At 72.6% G+C, this 17,883-nt stretch carries 18 protein-coding genes, 1 tRNA gene and 1 other RNA gene; 8 read left to right on the top strand and 12 right to left on the bottom strand.

From position 1 onward, the window contains the following. Window positions 1-40 precede the first annotated feature (40 nt). Complete coding sequence (locus NFU81_RS20640; protein ID WP_251492014.1) at window positions 41-646, bottom strand: GNAT family N-acetyltransferase; 606 nt, start codon at window positions 644-646, stop codon at window positions 41-43. 99 nt (window positions 647-745) lie between these two features. Further along, window positions 746-1,645, bottom strand: a complete 900-nt coding sequence (locus NFU81_RS20635; RefSeq protein WP_251492012.1) for an NAD(P)-dependent oxidoreductase — start codon at window positions 1,643-1,645, stop codon at window positions 746-748. 83 nt (window positions 1,646-1,728) lie between these two features. Here NFU81_RS20635 and NFU81_RS20630 point away from each other — a divergent pair, with 83 nt between their 5' ends. Both NFU81_RS20630 and NFU81_RS20625 read left to right on the top strand, forming a co-directional pair. After that, window positions 1,729-2,277 (top strand): GNAT family N-acetyltransferase, encoded by a 549-nt coding sequence (locus tag NFU81_RS20630; protein ID WP_251492010.1) that lies wholly within the window; start codon window positions 1,729-1,731, stop codon window positions 2,275-2,277. Between the two features lie 17 nt (window positions 2,278-2,294). Continuing rightward, window positions 2,295-2,888 (top strand): TetR/AcrR family transcriptional regulator, encoded by a 594-nt coding sequence (locus NFU81_RS20625; RefSeq protein WP_251492008.1) that lies wholly within the window; start codon window positions 2,295-2,297, stop codon window positions 2,886-2,888. On the opposite strand, the gene NFU81_RS20620 is transcribed toward NFU81_RS20625, so the two are convergent. Next, complete coding sequence (locus tag NFU81_RS20620; protein ID WP_251492006.1) at window positions 2,885-4,321, bottom strand: condensation domain-containing protein; 1,437 nt, start codon at window positions 4,319-4,321, stop codon at window positions 2,885-2,887. The genes NFU81_RS20625 and NFU81_RS20620 overlap by 4 nt on opposite strands. Window positions 4,322-4,768: 447 nt before the next feature. Between NFU81_RS20620 and NFU81_RS20615 the strand changes: the two genes are divergently transcribed. Together NFU81_RS20615 and NFU81_RS20610 are read left to right on the top strand one after the other, a co-directional pair. Continuing rightward, window positions 4,769-5,215, top strand: coding sequence for a universal stress protein (locus NFU81_RS20615; protein ID WP_251492004.1), 447 nt, complete (start codon window positions 4,769-4,771; stop codon window positions 5,213-5,215). Window positions 5,216-5,303: 88 nt separating this feature from the next. Then, window positions 5,304-7,220: a S9 family peptidase gene (locus tag NFU81_RS20610; protein WP_251492002.1), complete on the top strand. Its 1,917-nt coding sequence runs from the start codon at window positions 5,304-5,306 to the stop codon at window positions 7,218-7,220. On the opposite strand, the gene NFU81_RS20605 is transcribed toward NFU81_RS20610, so the two are convergent. From NFU81_RS20605 to ffs, 9 genes are all read right to left on the bottom strand, one after another. Then, window positions 7,200-8,093, bottom strand: a complete 894-nt coding sequence (locus NFU81_RS20605; protein WP_251492000.1) for an SURF1 family protein — start codon at window positions 8,091-8,093, stop codon at window positions 7,200-7,202. The two genes, NFU81_RS20610 and NFU81_RS20605, sit on opposite strands and share 21 nt — an antisense overlap. A 55-nt stretch (window positions 8,094-8,148) precedes the next feature. Further along, window positions 8,149-9,318 carry a hypothetical protein gene (locus NFU81_RS20600; protein ID WP_251491998.1) on the bottom strand — a complete coding sequence of 390 codons (1,170 nt, stop codon included), beginning with the start codon at window positions 9,316-9,318 and terminating at the stop codon, window positions 8,149-8,151. After that, a complete protein-coding gene (locus tag NFU81_RS20595) occupies window positions 9,315-10,010 on the bottom strand; it encodes a SigE family RNA polymerase sigma factor (protein WP_422665238.1) in 696 nt (231 codons plus the stop codon). The genes NFU81_RS20600 and NFU81_RS20595 overlap by 4 nt, the downstream gene beginning before the upstream one ends. 356 nt (window positions 10,011-10,366) lie before the next feature. Next, window positions 10,367-11,692 (bottom strand): aspartate kinase, encoded by a 1,326-nt coding sequence (locus NFU81_RS20590; protein WP_251491996.1) that lies wholly within the window; start codon window positions 11,690-11,692, stop codon window positions 10,367-10,369. A 152-nt stretch (window positions 11,693-11,844) separates the two neighbouring features. Further along, window positions 11,845-12,546, bottom strand: a complete 702-nt coding sequence (locus tag NFU81_RS20585; RefSeq protein ID WP_251491994.1) for a DUF5063 domain-containing protein — start codon at window positions 12,544-12,546, stop codon at window positions 11,845-11,847. Continuing rightward, entirely contained in the window at window positions 12,539-13,138 is a 600-nt protein-coding gene (gene recR, locus NFU81_RS20580) for a recombination mediator RecR (protein ID WP_251491992.1), read from the bottom strand. The genes NFU81_RS20585 and recR overlap by 8 nt, the downstream gene beginning before the upstream one ends. A 36-nt stretch (window positions 13,139-13,174) precedes the next feature. After that, entirely contained in the window at window positions 13,175-13,507 is a 333-nt protein-coding gene (locus NFU81_RS20575; RefSeq protein WP_251491990.1) for a YbaB/EbfC family nucleoid-associated protein, read from the bottom strand. A 213-nt stretch (window positions 13,508-13,720) separates the two neighbouring features. Beyond that, window positions 13,721-15,919, bottom strand: a complete 2,199-nt coding sequence (locus NFU81_RS20570) for a DNA polymerase III subunit gamma and tau (protein WP_251491988.1) — start codon at window positions 15,917-15,919, stop codon at window positions 13,721-13,723. 44 nt (window positions 15,920-15,963) lie between these two features. Continuing rightward, window positions 15,964-16,060: signal recognition particle sRNA small type (gene ffs, locus NFU81_RS20565), an RNA gene on the bottom strand. Between the two features lie 73 nt (window positions 16,061-16,133). On the opposite strand from ffs, the gene NFU81_RS20560 reads away from it, so the two are divergent. The 4 genes from NFU81_RS20560 to NFU81_RS20545 all read left to right on the top strand — a co-directional run bounded on the left by NFU81_RS20560 (window position 16,134) and on the right by NFU81_RS20545 (window position 17,766). Next, window positions 16,134-16,221: transfer RNA gene (locus NFU81_RS20560), tRNA-Ser, on the top strand. 151 nt (window positions 16,222-16,372) lie between these two features. Next, complete coding sequence (locus NFU81_RS20555; RefSeq protein ID WP_308208309.1) at window positions 16,373-16,879, top strand: HAD domain-containing protein; 507 nt, start codon at window positions 16,373-16,375, stop codon at window positions 16,877-16,879. Window positions 16,880-17,050: 171 nt separating this feature from the next. Then, entirely contained in the window at window positions 17,051-17,437 is a 387-nt protein-coding gene (locus NFU81_RS20550; RefSeq protein ID WP_251491984.1) for a type II toxin-antitoxin system RelE/ParE family toxin, read from the top strand. Next, window positions 17,434-17,766 (top strand): helix-turn-helix domain-containing protein, encoded by a 333-nt coding sequence (locus tag NFU81_RS20545; RefSeq protein ID WP_251491982.1) that lies wholly within the window; start codon window positions 17,434-17,436, stop codon window positions 17,764-17,766. Before NFU81_RS20550 ends, NFU81_RS20545 begins: the two co-directional genes overlap by 4 nt. Window positions 17,767-17,883: the final 117 nt, after the last annotated feature.

Raw genomic sequence — 17,883 nt, 5'->3', positions numbered from 1 at the left:
AATGTGCCGCGCCGCCCGATCCGCTGCGGTGTACCGAGCCTCAGGCGTCCGTCGCCGGCGCCGCGTCGCGCCACATCGGATACATCTGCGGGCCGTCGGGAAGGTCGATGGTGCTGCCGGTCCAGACGAATCCGAGGCGCGCGTAGAGCGCGCGGCTGCGCAGGGAGCTGGCCTCCAGGTAGGCGGCGCGGCCCTCGCGGTCGCAGCGCTCCAGCACGTTGTTGATCAGCTCGGTGCCGCGCCCCTGGCTGCGGGCCGAGGCGTCCACCGCGATCAGCATCAGGTGCTCGTGCGCCCGGTCCTTGGGGTGCCGCTCGTCGAGGATCCTGGCGATGGCCTCGACGCGCTCGTTGGCCGGGTCGACGGCGCGGCGCAACTCCGCGGGGCCGTCCTCGTCGGCCGGATGACCCCCGGCCGGCACCGAGAACCACAGGGCCACCGCGGAGCCGTCCTCCGCGAGGTCGACGTAGCCCTCGGCAAGGGCGGAGGCCGCGAACGCGCCCATCATCGTGCCGTGCTTCGCCCGCCGGTCGTCCGGGTCGGGAAACACCCAGCCGCTGACCGGGTCCTCCCCGAAGACCCGGTCCAGCAGGTCGGTCACCGCAGCCGTGTCGTCCTGCCCGGCCCGTCGGATCGCCACACCCATGTGCTTGTCCTCCGCCTGTCTGCTGGTCTTATCAACTGATCATGCCCATAGGGCGTTTGCAGCCTAAGCCCTGGCGGACGGCCGGATACCGGCGGTAGGTCACCCGGCCGTGCCGGCCCGTTCCGTACGGGCCTCGATCGCGTGCAGCACCGCGACCATGTCGCCGCCGCCGTGGCCGAGCCCCACGGTCTCGTCGAACAGCGCATGGCAGACGTCCAGCAACGGCGACGCCAGGCGGGCGTCGCGGGCCGCCTCGGCAATGAGCCGGTTGTTCTTGAGCACGTCCAAGGCGGCGGCCTGGACGGCGAAGTCACGGTCCCTCAGTTTGGGGGCCTTCGCACGGGACACCGCACTGGCCATCGGCCCGGCGTCCAGCACGGCCAGGAAGCGGTCGCGGTCGAGCCCGTGGCGGTCGGCGAAGTGGAAGGCCTCGGTGAGGCCGGTGACCATGGTGATCAGGAACAGGTTCACCGACAGCTTCGTCAGCAGCGCGTCCGGCACCGGTCCGCAGTCGACGGCGTCCCGGCACATCGGCGCCAGCAGCGGCCGTACGGTGTCCACCGACTGAGCGTCCCCGGCCAGCATCGCCACCAGCTGCCCGTCCTGCGCCGGCCCGCGCGACCCCGACACCGGCGCCTCCACGTAACGCCCGCCCGCGGCAAGGACCTCGGCCTCCAGCGCGCGCGAGTAGCCGGGCGAGGTGGTACCCATGTGCACGATCGTCCGCCCCGCGACCTGCCCGGCGAAGGCGTCCGTGCCGCGCGCCAGGACGGCGTCCATTGCCGCGCCGTCAGCCAGCATCACGAAGACGACGTCGCTGTCCCGCAGCACCTCACCGGGTGTCCCCGCGATCCGCGCGCCTGCCTCGCGCGCCGCCTCGCACCTGGCGGCCGTCCTGTTCCACACGGTCAGCGGGGTCCGCCCGGCAAGGTGCCGCGCCAGGTTGACGGCCATGGGCTGCCCCATGACGCCGAGCCCGAGAAATCCGACTCCGACCATTCCGCCCGGTCCTTTCCTCGTGAGGGCGCACCGGCCGTAGGGACCGCTTGCGATCTATGACATCCGTCATAATACTGAGTGCTATGACCACCGTCATAGCCCCGGTCGCCTCCCGCCTCCCGCACGCCGCCGGGAGTGCACCTCGGCCCGCTGCCCCGCGCTGGCGGACCGCCGTCGTCACGCCCGCCGACGCCGGCGCGCTGCGCGACCTCTTCGCCGCCTGCTCCCAGGACACCGTCCGGCTCCGCTTCTTCGGCCGCGTCCGCGCCCTGCCCGCGGAGTACCTCGACGACGTGCTGGCCGGCCGCGCCGACGTCCACGACGCGGTGGTGGCCTACGAGGACGGCGCGAGCGGGGCGCACCCGGCCGGCCTTGCCAGCCTCGCCCTGCCCCCGGGCGCACAGGTCGCGGAACTGGGCGTGCTCGTCGCCGATGCCTGGCAGCGGCAGGGCGCGGGCCGCGCCATGGTCGACCTGCTGCTGGCCCGTGCCCGCGCCCGCGGTGTCCCGCGGGTCGGCGCCGCCGTCCTGCCCGGGCGCTCCGGCCTGCTCGCCGCCCTGGGCCGCCGCCTGCCCGCGGAGCACCTGGCGCTTTCCGCGGACGGCCCCAGCGGCGTCTATAAGCTGGACTGACCAGGAGGAGGCCGGCGATGACTGCACCCCGCACACGCGGCCCGCGGGAACGTATGGTCTTCGCCGCGGCCCAGCTCATCCGCCGTGACGGCGTCGGCGCGACCGGCATGCGCGACGTCGCCGCCCGCGCCGAGGCGCCTCGCGGGTCCCTCCAGCACTACTTTCCCGGCGGCAAGGAACAGCTGGTCAACGAGGCCGTCACGTGGGCCGGCCACTATGCAGGCAAGCGCGTCGCCCGCTACCTCGCGGCCCTCCCCGAGCCCACTCCCGGCGCGCTGTTCGCCGCGATGACCCGCCAGTGGATCGACGAGTTCGAGGCCGCCGGCTTCGGCACCGGCTGCCCGGTCGCCGCCGCCACCGTCGACTCGACGGCCTCCACACCCTCGGCCCGCGAGGCCACGGCCACCGCCTTCGCGGCCTGGGCCGCCCCGCTGACCGAGGCCCTGACCACCCTCGACGTGCCCCCCGCCCGCGCCCCCGCGCTGGCCACCCTGATGATCTCCACCCTGGAGGGCGCCATCCTCCTGGCCCGCGCCCAGGAGTCCACCGCCCCCCTCGTCACGGTGGCGGCGGAACTGGCCCCGCTCCTCGACTCCGCCGCCACCCGCTAGGACGACTCCCGTGCGAGCATCCCTTCGACCTGGGCCGCACTGAGCCCGGTCGGGGTGTCCGGGTCGAGGGCCGCCGCGACGACGACCGCCTCCAGGTCCAGCATCAGCGCGTGCACCTCGTCCGCGGAGACATGGTGGGTGTCCACCTGGATCTCCAGTTCCACCGCGTCCCCGGCCGCCCCGACCTGGACCATCAGCTTGTCGAGGTAGGTCGGGAAGGGCTTGCCCCAGCGCAGGGAGCTGACGGCCCGTGCGTCCGCCAGTTCCTGCGCGGACGGCGGCACCTGGCCGGGCGGTTCGACGCCGAGGTCGAGCCGGCGGTCGTTGAACAGGCAGGATGTCTCGACGACTTCGCCGCGCTCCCGGTCGATCCGGGCGCGTAGCTCGTCCAGCGCCGCCGGGTCGTAGTAGGCGTGCTTCGAGCAGAGCGCCGAGGCACGCCGGGTACGGTCCACGACCTCGTCGAAGGTGGCGTCGGCGGTGTCGACCATGAACAGGCCGTTCACGGACAGCGGATGGGACACCCCGGCCAGGCCCGGCCGGAAGCGGTTGCTGACCACCACCTGGATCAGCATGGGGCTGATGCCGGTCAGCCGGGCCACCGCCAGCGCGTACCCGGCGAGGAGCACCGAGGACGTCGAGTCGCCGGTGCGGGCGGCCACGGCCCTCGACGCCAGGTGCAGGGCGCGGGAGGTGAAGACGCCGAGCCGGTAGCGCGGCTCGCCGCGGTCCACGCGGGGGCCGAACCGCCGGGGCCCGGCCGCGCGCAGCAGGCGCTCCCAGTGGCGCAGCGAGACGTCGTTCTGCCGCCGGGCGGACGGCGCGCCCTGTAACGCCGCCAGTTCCAGCGGCCCCGTCGCGGGCGCCGGGCCGGCCGGTTGCCCGGTGGCCGGGTCGCGCTCGCCCAGCTCGCGCAGCATGACGGCGATCCCGCCGCCGTCGGTGGCGACGTGCGAGATCGTCACCACGACGTGGGTGACCCTGCCCCGGCTGCGCACCGCGGCCATTCGGATCGGCCACTCCTCGGCGTGGTCGAAGGGCGTCGCCTCCCACCGCTCGGCCAGCTCCCGGGCGGCCAGGTCCGGGTCGGCGCCGTCCGCGGAGTCGACGATGCCCAGCACGGCCTGCCCCGAGCCCGCCACCTCCTGGACCGGGCCGCCGTCCGCCCCGGTCCGGATGCGCGCCCGCATCGAGGCGTAGCGGCACATGAAGAACCGCAGTTCCGCGGCGAGGTCCTGGACGGTGCGGCCGTCCGTGACGGGCACCGCGCCGCCCATGCTCATCGACGTGCCGGCCTGCTGCATCAGCGTCCAGACCTTGCGCTGCCCCCAGGTCAGCCCGCCGGCGCCGGCGCCGGCCCCCTCGAAGGGCACGACGACCCGGTCCGTCATCCGCGCCCCGCCCAGAATCGTCCCCGGTACCGGTTCAGCCATCGGCCGCCGTCCCCTCACCTCGTCTGCCGCTCCCCGATTCCAGCCGGGTCATCTTCGGGCCGGCCCTCCCGGCGTCGCAAGACTTTGAGAAAATTCGCAAGAATGGCAGTCAATTCATGTAAGCAGCCGTCACATCACGATCAGGCGCTTCAGTTGTGACGCCGGCACGCCTCAGCTCCGGGCGGCAGGCCCGGGGGCTGAGGAGGGTGACGGGCTGCCGACTTCCCACCCGCCGGTGTGGCAGCTCGCGGCAGGCGTTCCACCTACCGCGGGCCATTGCGCAGGCCGGTGTGACAGGCCTCCGCGGCCATTCCGCCCGCCGGTGTGACAGACCGCCGCCCGCGGCCAGGCCGAGCGAAGACCTCCCCTTGTGCTTTAGGGTGCGAAAAAAGGCGGGCACCCGCCCCGCCGGCCCCGCGTCCAGCGGCACGTGAGGAGCGCAGCGCGATGACAAACGGCACGATCGTCGTCGGCGTCGACGGTTCGACCCCCGCCCGGCAGGCGCTGCGCTGGGCCGGCCGCCAGGCGGAGATGACCGGCTACGCGCTCGTGGCGGTGATGGCCTGGGAGCTGCCGGGAGCCTTCGGCTGGGCGGGCGTGCCCGGGCTCCCGGACGACCTGGACCTGGAGCAACCCGCCGCCCAGGCGCTGGCGGAGGCGGTCAGGGACGCGCTCCCGCCGGAGCAGGCGCAAGCCGTCGAGCAGGTGGTCGTGCCGGGCAACCCGGCCCAGGCCATCCTCGACCGGGCCGAGGGCGCCGAGCTGGTCGTGGTCGGTGTCCGCGGCCACGGCACCTTCCGCGCGACCCTCCTCGGCTCGGTAAGTCATACCGTCACACTTCATGCGTCCTGCCCGGTGGTGGTGGTGCGTGGGACTACCGATGTGACGGGATAGCCGCAGCTCACTGCGCCTTTGCCAGAGTTATCCACAGGCTGTGACGACAGCCGCTCCTGAGGTGTGCTCGGCGGAGCATCATGGGGGCATGAACGAAACGACCGGATCCGCCAGCGGGTCCACGCCCGCATCCGACGCCGTGCCTGCCGTGCCCGCACCCTCCCCCGCCCCCTCGGGCTCCCTGGGCGGCGCCCTGCCCGGCGGCATCCCGGGCTCGCTCCCCGACTGGGAGAAGAGGTATCGCGCACCCCGGGTGGGACTGCCGGAGTGGGCGGAGGACGCCCCCGACCGCAGCCTGTACGTCTCCGACGTCACCGGTACGTACGAGCTGTACGCGTGGAACCGGACGACGGGCGAGCGCCGCCAGGTCACCGACCGGCCGAACGGCACGACGGACGGCACGCTCAGCCGCGACGGCGAGTGGGTGTGGTGGTTCTCGGACACCGACGGCGACGAGTTCGGTGTGTGGATGCGCCAGCCGTTCGGCGGGGGCGAGGACATACCGGCCGCTCCCGGGCTCGCCCCCTCCTACCCGGCGGGCGTGGCACTCGGCGTCGGCGGTCTCGCGGTCATCGGGCGCTCCACGGACGACGAGGGCACGACCGTGCATGTCGTGCCGCCGCAGGGCGCGGAGGCGTACGAGATCTACCGGCACGAGGAGTCCGCGGGCGTCGGCGACCTGTCGGAGGACGGCACCCTGGTGGTGATCGAGCACACCGAGCACGGCGACGCGATGCACAGCGCGCTGCGGGTGCTGCGGGTCGCGGACGGCTCCGTGGTGGCGGAGCTGGACGACACCGAGGGCGGCACCCGGGAGCTGGGCCTGGACAGCCTCGGCTTCGCGCCCGTGCCCGGCGACACCCGGCTGCTGGTCGGCCATCAGCGGGCGGACCGCTGGCTGCCGATGATCTGGGACGTCGCGAGCGGCGAGCAGACCACGCCCGCGATAGACCTGCCGGGCGACGTGCAGGCCGAGTGGTACCCGGACGGCAGCGCACTGCTGGTGGTGCACGACTTCCGCGCGCGCAGCGAGATGTTCCGCTACGACCTGGCGGACGGCACGCTGACCGCGCTCGACACCCCGCGGGGTTCGGTGGGCGGCGCCACCGCCAGGCCGGACGGCACGGTGGAGTATCTGTGGTCGTCGGCGGCCCGTCCGCCGGCGGTGCGCTCGACGACCGGCGCGGTCGTACTGGAGGCCCCGGGGCTGCGGGCGCCCGAGTCGGTCCCGGTGGAGGACGTGTGGGTGGACGGCCCAGGCGGCCGCATCCACGCCCTGGTGCAGCGGCCCACGACCGGTGCGGCCCGGGCCAGGGGTCCGCTGCCGACGGTCTTCGAGATACACGGCGGCCCGACCTGGCACGAGTCGGACTCCTTCGCGGCCGGCCCCGCGGCCTGGCTGGACCACGGCTTCGCGGTGGTGCGGGTCAACTACCGCGGTTCGACCGGGTACGGCCGGGAGTGGACGGACGCGCTCAAGCACCGGGTGGGCCTGATCGAGCTGGAGGACATCGCGGCGGTCCGCGAGTGGGCGGTGTCGTCGGGGCTGGCGGACCCGGCACGGCTGGTGCTCACCGGCGGCTCGTGGGGCGGCTATCTGACGCTGCTGGGCCTGGGCACCCAGCCGGGTGCGTGGGCGGTGGGCGTCGCGGCGGTCCCGGTCGCCGACTACCCGACCGCGTACGCCGACGAGATGGAGGCGCTCAAGTCGCTCGACCGGACGCTCTTCGGCGGCTCACCCGCCGAGGTGCCCGAGCGCTATGCCGCCTCGTCCCCGCTGACGTATGTGGACAGCGTCGTCGCCCCGGTCTACATCAGCGCCGGCACGAACGACCCGCGCTGCCCGATACGCCAGATCGACAACTACGTGGAGCGGCTGCGGGCGCTCGACAAGCCGCACGAGGTGTACCGCTACGACGCGGGCCACGGCTCCCTCGTGGTGGAGGAGCGCATCAAGCAGGTCCGCCTGGAGCTGGCCTTCGCCCTACGCCACGTCGGCGGCTGATCCGACCGGCTCGCCGGCGGCACCCGCCGCGTCCGGGCCGGGGCCGGAGGCGGTGTCCGGGTCCGGGTCGGGGTGCGGCGGGGACAGCAGGCCCAGGGCCGCGTCGTCCCGGGCCTCGGCCTCGCGGCGAGCCAGCCGGAAGTACATGAAGACGACGAAGCCGGCGAAGACGAACCACTCACCGGTGTAGCCGAGGTTCTGGAAGGCCTTGAGGTCGAGGCCGCTGCCCGGGGGCGCCACCGGGGGCACCGGCTTCAGGGGCGAGGCGGAGTGGGTGGCGGTGATCCAGCCGCTGTAGACGGGATACGGCAGGAGGTTGACGAGGGAGGCGGCACTGATGATGCCGAGCTGACCGGTCGGCAGTGCACCGGGAGCGGCGGGCACCCCGTTGCTGCCCGCGGCCTCGGCGTACTGCAGCGCACCGGTCACGGAGACCTCGCCGGCCGGGGCGGGCGGCACCGCGTCCCGCCCGGCGGCGGGCGGGACGTCGCCGGGCAGCCAGCCGCGCACCACGGGCAGGGCGGCACCGCCGTCGACCCGGAGAGGGGTGAGCACGTAGTAGCCGTTGCGGCCGTCGAGCAGGCGGTCGGGCACGAGGAGCTGGTGGGCGGTGTCGAAGCGGCCGGTCGCGGTGACCGGGCGGCCGGAGGCGTCCGAGGGCACCTGGGTCCTGGTGTCGGGCAGCAGCGAGGCCAGCGGCACGGGCGCCCGGCCTGCGGTCTGCACCTCGGTGTGCTTGGCGTCCTTGTGCGCGTCCACCCGGCTCTGGAAGCGGCTCAGCTGCCAACTGCCCATGAAGACGCAGAAGGGCACGGCCAGCAGGACGAGCACGCCGACCACCAGCCAGCGCGGGGTGAGCAGGAACCGGTACACCCCTCCACGGTACGGGGGCGCCCCCGGCCGCCCGCCACCGGGACCCGCACCGGCCCTAGGACGGCGGGGTGTCCGAGGCCGCGGGCATGGGTGCCGTCGTGTAGATGGTGCCGGCGCAGGCGCCCTGCAGCGTCGGGCCGAAGACGACCGGGGCGCCGTCGGCCGGGGTGTGGCGGAGAGAGACGTCGGCGGGCTGCGTGGTGGGGCTGTCGGCCGGCACGTCCTGCGCCATCGGGTTCTCGGCGGAGCCCGCACCGCCGGGGTCGGGCGGCGCGGTGTCCGTCGGGGTGTCGGTCGGGGTCGGCGTGGTCGGCGGCGTTGTGGGCTGCGGACAGCCGCCGGGTCCGGTGTCGGCGGGCACCCAGGCGAAGGCGACCTCGTAGTCCTCGCCGGGGGCGAGCACGAGCGGGGCGATGGCCGACGTGTCGGGCAGTTCGGTCGCGGGGTCGTCCGCGGTGTGGTTGACCACGGTGATCTGCGTCAGGTCGGCGTGGCCGGTGGCGTAGATCTGCACGGTGGGGGGTCCTGGCGGCACGGTGCAGGGGGCGCTGGAGACGTTGGCGACCCGGAACCAGCCGTAGGCGCGGCCGTCGGCGTCCAGGGAGCCGGCGTTGCTGGTGCCCTGGCCGAGCTGGTCGCCCGAGCACTGCGGCACGTCGGCCGGCGGCGGCCCGTCCGGGCTGGTGACCTGGCTCGACGGGCCGTCGGTGCTGCCGGCGACGGGGGGATGGCGGTCCGGTCCCGCGCTGTCCTGCGGGCGGCCGGACTGCCCGGAGCCGCCGGCGGTGCCCCAGGTGTTGACGTGGCCGTCCTCGTCCGGCTGGGCGGCGTGCGTGCTGGCCACGGTGACCGGTGCGGCGCCGACGCTGCCGCCGGTGTCGGCGGCGTGGATCAGCGCGGGCACCGCCGTGCCGACGAGCAGCACCGCGGCGGCGCTGCCGGCCAGCGCCTGCCGCCGGTGCTGGCGGCGGGCCGGCACCGCGCGCCGCAGGTGTGCGAGCGCGTCGGGGGCCGGCCTGAGGTCGCGGACGGCACCGTGCAGGAGGTCGCGCAGCGCCGCTTCCTCGGGACTGTCGTCCACCAGGTCACCGCTCAGGTCGGTCGGGTCGTGCGCGGCGGCCGCCGCACCGGTCGGGCCGGCGGCGGGCTCGGGCGCCGGGCCGTGCCCGGGGGAGTGGTTCGGGTCCATGCCGTGTGCGTTGTCCGGGGCGTCGGGGGTGGTCATGCCGTGGCCTCCATCGCGACCCGCAGGGCGGCGATGCCCCGCGAACCGTACGCCTTCACCGAGCCGAGCGAGATGCCCAGCGTCTCGGCGACCTGCGCCTCGGTCATGTCGGCGAAGTAGCGCAGGACGAGCACCTCGCGCTGCCTGCGCTGCAGCCTGCGCATCGCGGCCTTGAGCTGGTCGCGTTCCAGCAGCTCGTACGCGCCCTCCTCCGCGCTGGCCATGTCGGGCATCGGCTTGGAGAGCAGCTTCAGGCCGATGATGCGCCGGCGCAGTGCGGAGCGGGAGAGGTTGACGACCGTCTGGCGGAGGTAGGCGAGGGTCTTCTCCGGGTCGCGGACCCGGCTGCGTGCGGAGTGCACCCGTATGAAGGCCTCCTGGACGACGTCCTCGCAGGACGCGGTGTCGTCGAGCAGCAGGGCGGCCAGGCCCAGCAGGGCGCGGTAGTGGGCGCGGTAGGTCTCGGTGAGGTGGTCGACCGTGGTGCCGACAGCCATCGCGGGGTCAGTGCCCTCGCCATCGCCGGTGGCGCTCTCTGCCGGGTCCACCCGCGTCACCGGCCAGGGCGCGATCACCGGCAGCCCCCCGTAGGGTTGGCCGGTCCGCGCTGGGCGCGGCTTGAGTGCCGGGCGTACGGGTGCGATCGTCCCCCGTTGCCCGAATACCGTCTCGATGCCCAGTGCCTCCGCCACGTGTGTTGGACACGCATCCCCCCGTCAGGGTTGTACGCGCAAGGCACACCGCCCGACGGAGCGTCAAATATCCCCATGCGCACCAGCTCTTCCTCAGCGCCCCATTTGCACCGACGGCCCCCGTTCACATTCGGTGTGCAGCACCCCAGGACAGCACCCAGGCAGTGCGCTGACACAAAGACGCTCCCCCGTGGCCGGCGGTTGCAGCCACGGGGGAGCAAATTCTCCAACGGTGGGGCGGGTGGATTCAAGTGGTCCAGACCAAATTGCGGCCAGTTTCCGCCGAATTCAGCGGGATTCGCCTGGAATCCGTGCCCGGGTCAGTGCCCGGATTCACGCCCGGGTCCGTGCCCGGATCAGCGCCCGGTGCCGCCGTAGACGACCGCCTCGTCGCTGTCGCTGTCCAGGCCGAACGCCGAGTGCACCGCCTGCACGGCGGGGTTCACGTCGTCGGCGCGGGTGACCACCGAGATGCGGATCTCCGACGTCGAGATCAGCTCGATGTTGACCCCGGCGTTCGACAGCGCCTCGAAGAACGTCGCCGTGACCCCGGGGTTGGTCTTCATCCCCGCACCGACCAGCGAGATCTTGGCGATCTGGTCGTCGTAGCGCAGCGAGTCGAAGCCGATCACCGACTGCGCCCTGGTCAGCGCCTCCATCGCCTTGTGCCCCTCGGACTTGGGCAGCGTGAAGGAGATGTCGGTCAGCGCGGTGGTCGCGGCCGACACGTTCTGCACGATCATGTCGATGTTGATCTCGGCGTCCGCGATGGCCCGGAAGATCGTCGCCGCCTCGCCCGGCTTGTCCGGCACCCCGACGACGGTGATCTTCGCCTCGGACGTGTCGTGCGAGACGCCGGAGATGATCGCCTGCTCCACTGGCCTGTCTCCTTGCGATGCGATGTGCGGTGCGAGCCGCAGGGCGACCTGCGGTGCGAGGCCCTGCGGCCGTTCGTTGCTGACCCAGGTGCCCGGAAGTCCGGAGAACGACGAGCGCACGTGGATCGGGATGTTGTAGCGCCGCGCGTACTCCACGCAGCGGTGCAGCAGCACCTTCGAACCGGAGCTGGCCAGCTCCAGCATGTCCTCGAAGGCGATCCAGTCCATCTTGCGGGCCTTCTTCACCACCCGCGGGTCCGCGGTGAAGACCCCGTCCACGTCGGTGTAGATCTCGCAGACCTCGGCGTCCAGCGCCGCGGCCAGCGCGACGGCCGTGGTGTCGGAGCCGCCCCGCCCGAGCGTGGTGATGTCCTTCTTGTCCTGGGACACACCCTGGAAGCCGGCCACGATCGCGATGTTGCCCTCGTCGAGCGCGGTACGGATACGGCCCGGCGTCACATCGATGATCCGCGCCTTGTTGTGCACCGAGTCGGTGATCACGCCGGCCTGGCTGCCCGTGAACGACTGCGCCTCGTGGCCGAGGTTTTTGATCGCCATCGCCAGCAGCGCCATGGAGATGCGCTCTCCTGCGGTCAGCAGCATGTCGAACTCGCGACCCGCCGGGATCGGCGAGACCTGCTCCGCGAGATCGATCAACTCGTCCGTCGTGTCGCCCATCGCCGACACCACGACAACGACCTGGTGGCCGTTCTTCTTGGTGTCCACGATCCTTCGGGCGACGCGCTTGATGCCTTCGGCATCGGCGACGGAGGAGCCGCCGTACTTCTGCACGACAAGGCCCACGTGCGCTCCTCGCTCAGGGGTGAATCGGTCACCCCAGTTTAACGAGCAGGTCCGATCCGCCCGGAACGTATCGCATGGTGAGACACGCCGTTCAAGGAATGATCACCGAGCGGACCGGACCGGCAGGACCGGGGGGCCGGACCGGGTGGCGGTCACTGCGCCGGGCGCAGCCCCATCGTCCCCAGCTCGGCCTCCATCACCCGGCCGGCCTCCTCCGCCAGCTCGTCGTCGTCGTCCGCGTCGCCGCCGGTGTCCAGGCCGTTCAGCTCGTCCAGCGGGCTGTCCAGGCGTACGTGCGCGACCAGCGACTGCAGCGCCCGCAGGCTCGCGCTCGCCGTCGAGCCCCAGTTGGACAGGTACGAGAACTGCCACCACCACAGCGCCTCCGACACCCGCCCCGCCGAGAAGTGCGTCAGCCCGTGGGTGAGATCCGCCACCACGTCGGCCATGTCGTCCGAGATCCGGCACGCCACCGGCGTCGACCGCGGCACGTACGGGTCGAAGACCTCCGAGTAGACGTCGATCGGCTCCAGCAGCGCCGCCAGCCGCTGCCGCAGGTCGTCCTCGTCGGGCTCGGGTCCGGCGTCCGGCTCGTAGCGCTCGTCGGGCACGAAGTCCTCGTGCGCGCCCAGCCGCCCGCCGGCCAGCAGCAGCTGCGAGACCTCCAGCAGCAGGTACGGCACCGCGCTGTCCGGGTCGTCGCCCTTGGCCACCTCGCGGACCGCGACGATGAAGCTCTCGATCTGGTCGGCCACCTGGACGGCGAACTCGTCCGGCTCCTGCGGCACGAACGGCTCAGCCTGCGGCTCTGCCGCGCCGGCTCCCGCGCTCTTGTTCACCACGGTGTCAGACATCGAGCAACCGCCTCCCTTCGAAGGCCCGCCCCAGCGTGACCTCGTCCGCGTATTCCAAGTCGCCACCCACGGGCAGGCCGCTGGCCAGGCGCGTCACGCGCAGTCCCATGGGCTTCACCGTCCGGGCGAGGTACGTCGCAGTGGCCTCACCCTCCAGATTGGGGTCCGTCGCCAGGATCAGCTCGGTGACGGTGCCGTCGGCCAGCCTGCGCAGCAGCTCCGCGATCCGCAGATCGTCGGGGCCGACCCCGTCGATCGGACTGATCGCCCCGCCCAGCACGTGGTACTTCCCGCGGAACTCGCGGGTCCGCTCGATCGCGACCACGTCTTTGGGCTCCTCGACCACGCAGATCACCGCCGGGTCGCGGCGCGGATCGCGGCACACCCGGCACAGCTCGTCCTGCGCGACGTTGCCGCACACCTTGCAGAAGCGGACCTTCGCCTTGACCTCGCCCAGCACATGCGCGAGGCGGCGTACGTCCGCGGGGTCGGCCTGCAGGATGTGGAAGGCGATGCGCTGCGCGCTCTTGGGACCCACGCCGGGCAGCCTGCCCAGTTCGTCGATCAGGTCCTGCACCACGCCTTCGTACACGCCGGCACGCCTTCCAGGGGTAAGTGGCGGATCAGGTCAGAACAGGCCCGGCAGACCGCCGCCGAGCCCCTGCGCGAGCGGGCCGAGCTTGGCCTGCTGCAGTTCCTGTGCCGCGTCGGTCGCACTGTGGACGGCGGCGACCACCAGGTCGGCCAGCGTCTCGGTGTCGTCCGGGTCGACGGCCTTCGGGTCGATCACCAGCGCCCGCAGCTCGCCCGCGCCGGACACCGTCGCCTTCACCAGGCCACCGCCCGCCGAGCCCTCGACCTCGGTCTCGGCCAGCTCCTGCTGTGCCACGGCCAGGTCCTGCTGCATCTTCTGCGCCTGCTGGAGCAGTGCCTGCATATTCGGCTGACCACCGGGAATCACGGTTCGCTCCTGCCTCGCGTCTGCTGTCGGTGCTGCGTTTTCCACTGACACGCCGAGCCTACGTGCTCGTACGGCGGTGCGCCCTACGCCGTACGGAGGATCGCTGCGGCGCGGAGTACACCCGGAGTAGCGGACGGCTGCGCCGCAGGGATCACAAGGCCAGGTCCGCCGGCATCGTCACAGGTCAGGGGCCGTCTACCGAGTCCCCCGCGGTCAGTCGTGCGCGATCTCCTCGATCACGGTGGCGCCCAGCTCGCGGATGAACAGATCGTGACCACTGAGTGCGGAATCGACGAGGTCGGGGTCGTCGTCCTCGGGGATGTCGTCCTCGAGCGGCGGCGGCGTCTCGTCGGTGTACCGCCGCGCCGGCTCCTGCCGCACCTCCTGCCGGGGCGCCTCGGCAGGCGCGGGCCGGGGGCCCGGTGGCGCGGCGGTCGCGGTGGCGGTGCCGCCGGGGCCGCTCAGACCGCCGGGTCCTGCCTGGGCCATCGCCTGGGGTGCGGTCTGCGCGGAGCCGTACGCGTCCGGGCTCGTCTGGCCGCCGCCGTACGCCTGGGGCGCGGCAGGGGACTGCGGAGGCGCGGGCGGCCGCGGGGACCCGCCACCGCCGCCCCCGCCACCGCCGCCCCCGGACGGGTCGACGATGGCCTCGATGCGCCACTGCACGCCGAGCGCGTCGTTGATGGCCTGCTTGAGGACGTCCTCGCTGCCGCTGTTGGCGAAGCTGTTGCGCGCGCCGGGGTTGTCGAAGCCGACCTGCAGCGTCTCGCCGTCGAAGCCGGAGACCTGGGCGTTGTTGAACAGCAGCATCCAGGTCAGCCGCCGCCGGTTCTTGACGGCGTCGAGGATCTGCGGCCACATCTGCCGTACCCGGGAGGGGGCGCCGCTGACCTGGGCCTGGGCCGGCGCCTGGGACCGGCCCGGTGCGCTGACCTGGGCCTGGGCCTGGGCCGGTGCCTGGGCTTGCGGCGGTGCCTGCTGCTGCGGTGCGGCGGTCGGCCAGGCCCCCGGCTTGGCGGGCGCCTGCGGTACGGGGTCGGGGCCGCGCACGGCTTCCGGAGCCGGCTCCGGCGCGGGGACGGGGGCAGGCGCGGGGGCCGGGGCTGCCGCGACCGGGGCGGGGCGTACGGGCTCGGGCGCAGGGGTACGTGCCGCGGCCGCGCGGGCGGCGGCAGCCCCGCTCGGTGCGTCACCGGGAATCCCGCCGGGCACACCGCCGACGGGAGGCGCACCCCCGACCGGAGCCGCGGCCCCCAGGCCGCCCCGCTCCAGCCGTTCCAGCCGGGCCTGCAGGGAGCGCTCGTCGTCGTACGCGGCGGGCAGCAGCACCCGGGCGCAGATCAGCTCCAGCTGCAGCCGCGGCGAGGTCGCCCCCCGCATCTCCGTCAGCCCTGTGTTGACGATGTCGGCCGCCCGGCTCAGCTCGGCGGCCCCGAAGACCGACGCCTGCGCCCGCATCCGCTCCACCACGTCGCTCGGCGCGTCGATCAGGCCCTTGTCCGTCGCGTCCGGAACGGCGGCGAGGATGACCAGGTCGCGGAGCCGTTCCAGCAGGTCGGCCACGAAACGGCGCGGGTCGTGGCCGCCCTCGATGACCCGGTCCACCATCCCGAAGACCGCGGCGCCGTCCCCGGCGGCGAAGCCGTCCACCACGTCGTCGAGCAGCGCCGCGTCCGTGTAGCCGAGCAGCGAGGTGGCCATGGCGTACGTCACACCGTCCGCCCCCGCCCCGGCCAGCAGCTGGTCCATCACCGACATCGAGTCCCGCACCGACCCGGCCCCGGCCCGTACGACCAGCGGATACACCCCGTCCTGGACCGCGATGGACTCCCGCTCGCACACCTCGGCGAGGTGGTCGCGCAGCGTCCCCGGCGGCACCAGCCGGAAGGGGTAGTGGTGCGTACGCGACCGGATGGTCCCGATGACCTTCTCGGGCTCGGTCGTGGCGAAGATGAACTTCAGATGCTCCGGCGGCTCCTCGACCACCTTCAGCAGGGCGTTGAAGCCCGCCGAGGTGACCATGTGGGCCTCGTCGATGATGTAGATCTTGTAGCGGCTGCTCGCAGGCCCGAAGAAGGCCTTCTCCCGCAGGTCACGGGCGTCGTCCACACCGCCGTGGGACGCGGCGTCGATCTCGATCACGTCGATCGACCCCGGCCCGTTCCTGGCCAGGTCCCGGCACGACTGGCACTCCCCGCACGGCGTGGGTGTCGGCCCCTGCTCGCAGTTCAGGCAGCGGGCCAGGATGCGCGCACTGGTCGTCTTCCCGCACCCGCGCGGCCCGCTGAACAGGTACGCGTGATTGACCCGGTTGTTCCGCAGTGCCTGCTGCAACGGGTCGGTGACGTGCTCCTGCCCGATGACCTCGGCGAAGGTCTCGGGTCGATAGCGGCGGTACAGAGCGAGGGACACGCCACCGAGCCTAGCCGCGCCCACCGACACCCGGCCTCCACCCACGCAAAGACCCCCCACGCACCCGCCAGAGCCCACCTACCCTTGCTGCCTTCCGGCCCTGGGGGAGTTCAGCGAGATAGCGCCACGTGAGGGGCTGCTGCCCACCCTACCCGATCCCCCCTGCCCCGAACGAGTTCGCTACCACCCCCCCGCGTCTTGTACTGTTTGCGGCGGAGGATTCGCCTAGTGGCCTAGGGCGCACGCTTGGAAAGCGTGTTGGGGGCAACCCCTCACGAGTTCGAATCTCGTATCCTCCGCCAGTGCCTCACCGGGCACGACGTCGAAGGGCCCCACCGCTCGCGGTGGGGCCCTTCGACGCGTGTGGTTGCGCCAGCAGCGCGGCCATGTCCGGGGAGGTGGCCGTCGGTCTGCTTCCGGGTCTACCCGTGTTGCCTCTACGGTGCAGAGGTGATCGTTTCCCTGCCGCGTCCCATCCTCTTTCTTGACGTGGACGGACCTCTGATCCCCTTCGGCGGTACGCGGGAGCAGTACCCGGACGGTTATCCGACGTACGTGCCGCAGGAAGCCGGCGCGAATCCGCTGCTGGCCAGGGTCGATCCCGCGCTCGGGGCCAAGTTGCTGGCTCTTCGGTGCGATCTGGTGTGGGCCACCACGTGGGAGTCCGAGGCCAACGAGTGCCTCGCGCCGCTCCTGGGTCTGCCGCAGCTCCCCGTGGTGACCTGGCCGGAGCCGTCCGAGGAGTCCGAGCTGTCCGGCCTGCACTGGAAGACCCGCACGCTTCTCGACTGGGCAGCCGGGCGTCCCTTCGCCTGGCTCGACGACGAGATCACCGACGCCGACCGCACCTGGGCCGAGGCCCATCACCCCTCCCGAACCTTCCTGCAACGCGTCGACCACCGCCACGGCCTCACCGCCGCGGATTTCGCCGCCCTCGACGCATGGCTGCGGGCGGAGTAGTCGTCCGCGGGGGCTTTTCATGTGCAGGCCGATGAGGCGGATGGGCCTGAGCTCGCTCGTGTCCGTCGCCTGCGGCATGTCGCCGGGTGGCGTCCGGGCGATGTCGGCTGATGTGCTGGCCGGCCGCATCCCTGCTTGCCCATACATTTGGCTATCTATACAGTCAGCTATATGAGCGAGGGTTGGGAGATCGAGATCGAACCGGAAGTTCGGCGCTGGCTGGACACCCTGTCCGATCGCGACTACCTCGTAGCCGAGCACGCGGCCGAACGTCTGCTCGACGCACCGACCACCCTCTCCGAGCCCTACGCCCGCCACCTGGGCGACGGGTTACGGGAACTCCGATTCAGCCTCGGCCACGACGGCAACGCCGTCCGTTTGACCTACTGGCTTGCCCCCGAGCGCCGGATCGTGCTGCTGACGGTGTTCCGCAAGACGCGGATGCGGGAGGATGCGGAAGTGGATCGGGCCAAGCAGGCCAGGAAGGCGTGCGAAGCCGAGCGCCACAGCGCGCACGACGAGTTCTCTCGCGACGTCACGAAAGGAGAAGGCCCGTGAACCACGCCCAGTGGAAGCTCGCCCGCGAGCGGAAGGCAGCAGAAGGCTACGCCGAACCTCCCGAAGTGGAAGCGACGCGCACGGAGATCCGCATGGCCTTCGACCTTGGGCAAGCGGTGTACGACCGCCGGACCGAACTCGGAATCTCCCAGACCGAACTTGCCAGACGAGCCCGCATGACGCAGCCCCAGGTGTCCAAGCTCGAACTCGGTGGCACCGTCCCTACCCTTCCTCTGCTCGCCCGGCTTGCCGGCGCACTTGACGCGTCGCTCAACATCGCCCTCGACGGTGACACCTCCTCTGTCGCCTTCATTCCCCACGCCGCGTGAGGGTCACTGGTCTCAGTTCTGGTCTCATTCAGCTCCGTCCGACGGCGTTCGGAACCCGGACCACCACCTGATTCATCGCAGTTCAGACTGGCTCTGGCTGGTGGCGCACGCCACCGT

Source organism: Actinacidiphila cocklensis, from assembly GCF_907177275.1.
GTDB classification, from domain to species: domain Bacteria; phylum Actinomycetota; class Actinomycetes; order Streptomycetales; family Streptomycetaceae; genus Actinacidiphila; species Actinacidiphila cocklensis.
The sequence above is the reverse complement of the archived record's forward strand: the minus strand, read 5'-3'. Positions and strand labels throughout refer to the sequence as shown.

Excerpts from the sequence above, each read along its gene's own strand:
- NFU81_RS20610 (WP_251492002.1), top strand. The coding sequence starts at position 5,304 with ATGAACGAAACGACCGGATCCGCCAGCGGGTCCACGCCCGCATCCGAC.
- NFU81_RS20625 (WP_251492008.1), top strand. The coding sequence starts at position 2,295 with ATGACTGCACCCCGCACACGCGGCCCGCGGGAACGTATGGTCTTCGCC.
- NFU81_RS20635 (WP_251492012.1), bottom strand. The coding sequence starts at position 1,645 with ATGGTCGGAGTCGGATTTCTCGGGCTCGGCGTCATGGGGCAGCCCATG.
- NFU81_RS20630 (WP_251492010.1), top strand. The coding sequence starts at position 1,729 with ATGACCACCGTCATAGCCCCGGTCGCCTCCCGCCTCCCGCACGCCGCC.
- NFU81_RS20550 (WP_251491984.1), top strand. The coding sequence starts at position 17,051 with ATGAGCGAGGGTTGGGAGATCGAGATCGAACCGGAAGTTCGGCGCTGG.
- NFU81_RS20620 (WP_251492006.1), bottom strand. The coding sequence starts at position 4,321 with ATGGCTGAACCGGTACCGGGGACGATTCTGGGCGGGGCGCGGATGACG.
- NFU81_RS20585 (WP_251491994.1), bottom strand. The coding sequence starts at position 12,546 with ATGTCTGACACCGTGGTGAACAAGAGCGCGGGAGCCGGCGCGGCAGAG.
- NFU81_RS20600 (WP_251491998.1), bottom strand. The coding sequence starts at position 9,318 with ATGACCACCCCCGACGCCCCGGACAACGCACACGGCATGGACCCGAAC.
- NFU81_RS20640 (WP_251492014.1), bottom strand. The coding sequence starts at position 646 with ATGGGTGTGGCGATCCGACGGGCCGGGCAGGACGACACGGCTGCGGTG.
- NFU81_RS20615 (WP_251492004.1), top strand. The coding sequence starts at position 4,769 with ATGACAAACGGCACGATCGTCGTCGGCGTCGACGGTTCGACCCCCGCC.